This is a genomic window from Collinsella sp. CLA-JM-H32B, from assembly GCF_040098065.1.
Lineage (GTDB): Bacteria > Actinomycetota > Coriobacteriia > Coriobacteriales > Coriobacteriaceae > Collinsella.
Window position 1 is genome coordinate 1 of record NZ_JBBNNA010000025.1, and the last position, 4,966, is coordinate 4,966.

Genomic DNA, 4,966 nt, shown 5'->3' on the forward strand with positions numbered 1-4,966 from the left:
GCCATGCCCTTCTTGAAGTTGAGGACCAGGTCTTCGGCGTTCATGCTGCCCCCATCATCGCGGTCTACGGGGTCAACGATATGGCACCGTGGGGACACATGTATGTCAATCCTGGTCTAACAGAGCCATAGCTAAACATGCCGAGCATATCCATAACATCTGAGGTCTTCCACCCTGGTCCAAATTTCACGCTTTTCAGCGAACTGTCGGTGGAAAAAAGGAGACGTAAATCGCCGGCTTTCCGCGTCGACCATCCGGAGATGTCAATCTCCTCGACCTTGTAAAGGTTTTTGAGCGCCGAGTCGAATTCGACGACCGAGGACGTATCCCAGCTTGAAATACTGAAGGAAGTCGCATTGCCGCAATACGCGAATGCGTGCTGCAGATTTGTGCAGTTCGACATGTCGAACTTTGCCAGATCAAAGCTCTTGCAGTTCTCCATGTACTGAAAGCAAAATGCCAACGAGTGGATTTCCATGCCATCGTCAATGGCCTTTACGGCCACGATATTATTTCTGTTAGGCCACCAGGGGGCAGTCGTCTTGCCGTCGTTTCCCACGGTCGCGGTGGCGTATCCATTTTCGAACCCCGTATACACCGCCGTCACGCGGCGGCTGTTGAGCATGTCACCGACTCTGGGGACCCCGCGGCGCTTGTAGAACATGAGGCTGTGGTCGTCCTCCGAGTACACGGCGAACGCTATCCCGTGAACGGGGTCCACGATGTCGGCGTCGGTCAACGACCCGTTGCCGCCGCCCGTGCCGCCCGACTCCCAGCTCCCCTTTGAGATTCCGTTGCCGAGCGTCCCCGCCACCGTGTTGAACTGGTTTGTGATCGCCGACGAGACCCACGGTCCCGCGATCAGCACCACCAGGACGATGATCGCGATGATCAGTACGTACTCGACTGTCGACTGCCCCTTCGGGCGGCGGGTAAATCTGGGAGATACTCCCCCCCCCGAAAGGAATTTCCGCTGCATGCATGTGCGGCTCCTCTCGGATTGCTTTGGCTGATGCTGCAGAGGATAGACGCGATTACTAAGGATGAGTCAACAATGCCGCAGCGGAATTCACACTAAGAGGGTAAGGCGTTCGGAGTGACATCCCGTTCCAAAACGTATACTTGATTTAAGGCGGAGTGGAATGTGGGCGCGCAAGGAGATGCGGAATCGATGAGAGCCTCAAAAAAACTACTGCAGTGTTATCATCTTTCATCCTCTCTATTCTTCCATTTCTGATTCTATGGGCGGCTTGGTCAGTCCTCCCTGATACAATTCCCGCTCATTGGAGTGGGGGTGTGGTTGATCGATGGGGTAATAAGCTTGAATTGCTGGTTGTTCCGCTGTTTTCTCTGATTGGTTCTATTGCAATTTCTGTGTACCTTATTGTTTCCACGCGGCGAAGAGAGTTCGCGGATTTCTCTGCTCGAATGCGGCGGGACTTTGTTGCGTGCTATATTTCTAGTCTTCTTTTATCGACAACCTGCTCAGTGATAATTGCCGTTTGGGTTCAGTTGGTTCTTACGCAAAGCACTGCGGTTGATGGGGGACTTGGACTATCGATCCTGTATTCCCTTCCCGGGCTATATGTGATCTTGTGCGCTTTGCCGCCTTTTTATGCGAGCGGCGAGAGCAAAAAGGCAGAGCGCCTGATAACAGTTCTTATTGGCTGCGCGGAGATTGTTCTTTGTGGAATAGTGCTTGAAGGTTCGGCTGCCTCTTATACGATGATTGGACTGATGATTCTGTTCTGTGCGTTTGAGATTGTGTCACAGGTAAGGGATAGCCGGTCCTTATGAGTTGAATTACGCGCGTGCGGATATAAAGGTTGGCATGTTAAGCTGGTCGTTTTCTCGTTCTGGGACATTTGCAGTAGGATGAGTGGGACTAGGCGCGCTGCGGTGTGATGGTGACGGTTGAGACTTGTATCGCTGCAAATCCGCTGATGCACATTTTGCTATTGGGCTTGAAGGTGGGACCTACAGGCCTTTGTTTGGGATGTTCCGGTCGTCCAACACGTGTTGCACGGCTTTATATTGTTACGCTCGTTCGGCGCTCCGTTGGAGCATTTCCGGGTTTGTCGGCATCATGACTTGGACAAGTGACACGCTTGCCGGGACGGTTGTAACGCCGCGCCGGTTCCGTGTGCTCCTTCGTTGTTGGCCTGTCCAGCCGGGGGCGGATTCGGCCTCATGTTGTGGCGCACGGCCTTCAGGGGCTTCCCCTGGCGAGTTATGTTCGTCCGTATGGGTAAGGGTCGGGTTGAGCTGACAATCCCGTGTTGGAAGGGGCTTGCACCACGCGCGCGATGACAGAGATTGAGTGGCTGGGCGGCCGTGTGACGAAGGTGCCGGAGCTCGCCCTGGGCGATGCGTTCGGCGAGAGCGTCCAGGCGGAGCTCGATTTCGGGTTCGACGATGTGTTGGAGGGCCTTTGGGTTGAGGTGCGCCATCATGAGCCGGATGAGGACTCGGACGGCGACCCGCGCGGGAGGGGCTGCGCACTGTACGCGGACTGCCGGTACAGCCTGGTCGAACCGTCGGACCTCGACCGTGTCTTCTGCATCCTTTACGAGGGGCAGCCGAGGGTCCAGCCGCGTCGCGGGGGAGCTCGTGAACCTTTCGCGGGCCTGCGCGTTGTCCTGCCTCATGCTCGGATCTCCCTACCCGCCAGGCGCCCTCGAGGCCCTGGCCGCGTGCGCTCGATACCTCTGCGGTCCGGCTTTCACGTCCGACCTCGCCGCCCGCGTCCGCGCGCGGATCCCATCCGGCCTCACACGCTTGAATATCGAGCTGAGCCCAAACGATGACCCACACCCCATCGGTCTTCATGATGATGCCTCGATGAGCCAGCTCGCCCAGAGCTTTCGATACAGTCGGTTGAGTCGAACAGACTTTTTTTCGAGCTTGTCCTGACGCATGAAAAGACCTTTTGTAAGTTCTTTTCCGTTGGCATCCTTCCTATTAGGCCCTTTGGACGTCTGGAAGGAGCAAATCATGATCAGAATCGCAAGCTGGACGCGATTCTTCGCGACCGCAAATAATGAGTCGTAGGATGGCCTGTTGATTCCACTCAGGATCTCGCTCTTTGCAATCTCATCCTGTCGAACGTCAAGCGCCGCCTCCATCTCGCTAGGCGTCTCGGCCTGATCGGCAACCGATGGAGCGTCCGTGTCTAAAGGCCACGGGAGGCCACGGCCTTTTTGCGGTTTGTAGCTACTTGTACTCATGTTGATTCCTCCGGTGCGAGGCTATCCAACCCAATTGCCGACTGTGCCCATAATATGGTTGATTTCCGATCTCAGCCGAAAACATTGAGCGGATAGGCCGTTCCCGCAGTTAGCCGAACGCCCCCGAGGCCCCATTCAGGCCACGGGGCGTCGTTTTCCCAGTTGAAGGAACGGTGGAGATGTGTTTCGATGGGTCCGGTGGCCATGCTCCGCCCGCCGCCCGGCACCTCTTCCCAGACTCAGCCGGACGGTCGGTCCGTCTATTCCGTTTTCGCCCTTAGGCTAGGCCAGCGGGGCATCGCCCCTCTCTGCGCGCGCCCTCTCGGCGGGGCCGGCGGGGCCGACCTGTCGGTCTACGACGGGTTCCTGAAGGGGGCGGTCGCCGATGGCAGCTAGCGAGGAGCTGGCCCGCAGGGTCGTGGAGGCCGGGCGGTCGTGCTCGCTCACCACCGCCGTCCTGGAGGAGTGGTCGAGGCTCGGCACCCCGAAGCAGGTGGAGTACCTGGCGGGCTACCTCGAGGCGGAGAGGTCCAGCCGCGAGGCCTCGAAGCGCGCGACGCTGCTCAGGCGCTGCGCGCTGCCGGCGCCCAAGACCTTCGACGGCTACGACTGGTCGGCCGTGTCGTGGCCGGAGGGCATGGGGCGCGAGTCGCTGCTCGCGCTCGACTTCGTCGAGCGCAGGGAGGACCTCGTGCTCATGGGCGACGTCGGCACCGGCAAGACGCACATAGCGTCGGCCCTCTGCGCGCTGGCGTGCGAGAGGAGGCTCGAGGCGCGCTTCTTCACGGCGTCCTCGCTCGTGATGCGCCTGAGGCGCGCCCGCGACGACGGGAGGCTCGACCGGGAGGCCGCAATCATCGGCAAGGCCCGCCTGCTCGTCATCGACGAGCTCGGGTTTCTCCCGCTCGACGCGGACGGGGCGAGGCGGCTCTTCCAGGTCCTCGCCGACGCATACGAGAGGCAGTCGGTGGTATTCACCACGAACCTGGAGTTCAGCAGGTGTGGGCGGTGTTCGGGGACGACCAGATGGCCGCCGCCCTGATCGACCGCATCGTCCACCACGGGAGGCTCGTCCAGTTCCGCGGCGAGTCCTACCGCGTCCGCCATGCCCTCATGCAGGAGGGCTAGCCGCTCAAAAAGCGTGCGCGCTTCCGATGCTGCGACTGCTCAATTTCCGATGCTCTTTTTGCTCAAATCCTCTTGACGAAACACAGAATACGTGCGGGCGGCGCTTGCAGCCGATCGCACGGTACCGGCCGCACCCGTTGCAGCAGCGCGGCCACGCCGCCAGGCGCGGGCAGGCCGCCGACAGGTCGGCCAAGCCGTCGACGCGCTCGCCGCGCCTGGACTTCGGCGCCGTCACGAACCTGTGCGACGCCACCTCGGCGCTCACCGCCGAGGGCGACCTGCACAGCTCCCTGGCGATCTCCCTGCACGAGGCCCTGCGCTCCAGCATCCTCTGGACCGTGTCCCGCTCGTGCCTGGTGAGCCTGCCGTAGGCCCTCGGGGCCGCCTCCGCGGAACCCTTTTTCCTCTTTCCGGACCGGCCGTCCTCCGATCTCCCGGTGCCGGCCGGTCCGGCCCTCAGGGTATCGGGTTCCCACATTCATCCGCACATGTGCGGATGAATGTGGGAGGTGTTCGGATGAAGTTGATAATCAAGGCTTCGATAGCAAACGCAATTTGGTTTTTGAAATATGGACGAATTCCTCGTCAGGAGGGTAAAATGGTGCCGACGG

General features: G+C 59.7%; 4 protein-coding genes. 1 reads left to right on the top strand and 3 read right to left on the bottom strand.

Annotated features, from left to right (window positions below; genetic code table 11):
- Window positions 1–64: 64 nt before the first annotated feature.
- Complete coding sequence (locus tag AAA138_RS09720; RefSeq protein WP_349090654.1) at window positions 65–979, bottom strand: BspA family leucine-rich repeat surface protein; 915 nt, start codon at window positions 977–979, stop codon at window positions 65–67.
- A 1,846-nt stretch (window positions 980–2,825) separates the two neighbouring features.
- Entirely contained in the window at window positions 2,826–3,227 is a 402-nt protein-coding gene (locus tag AAA138_RS09725) for a hypothetical protein (RefSeq protein ID WP_195364264.1), read from the bottom strand.
- 385 nt (window positions 3,228–3,612) lie between these two features.
- Between AAA138_RS09725 and AAA138_RS09730 the strand changes: the two genes are divergently transcribed.
- Complete coding sequence (locus AAA138_RS09730; protein ID WP_349090655.1) at window positions 3,613–4,269, top strand: ATP-binding protein; 657 nt, start codon at window positions 3,613–3,615, stop codon at window positions 4,267–4,269.
- 90 nt (window positions 4,270–4,359) lie between these two features.
- Here AAA138_RS09730 and AAA138_RS09735 read toward each other — a convergent pair whose 3' ends face one another.
- Window positions 4,360–4,833: a helix-turn-helix domain-containing protein gene (locus AAA138_RS09735; protein ID WP_349090656.1), complete on the bottom strand. Its 474-nt coding sequence runs from the start codon at window positions 4,831–4,833 to the stop codon at window positions 4,360–4,362.
- Window positions 4,834–4,966 lie beyond the last annotated feature (133 nt).

Excerpts from the sequence above, each read along its gene's own strand:
- AAA138_RS09735 (WP_349090656.1), bottom strand. The coding sequence starts at position 4,833 with ATGTGGGAACCCGATACCCTGAGGGCCGGACCGGCCGGCACCGGGAGA.
- AAA138_RS09720 (WP_349090654.1), bottom strand. The coding sequence starts at position 979 with ATGCAGCGGAAATTCCTTTCGGGGGGGGGAGTATCTCCCAGATTTACC.
- AAA138_RS09725 (WP_195364264.1), bottom strand. The coding sequence starts at position 3,227 with ATGAGTACAAGTAGCTACAAACCGCAAAAAGGCCGTGGCCTCCCGTGG.
- AAA138_RS09730 (WP_349090655.1), top strand. The coding sequence starts at position 3,613 with ATGGCAGCTAGCGAGGAGCTGGCCCGCAGGGTCGTGGAGGCCGGGCGG.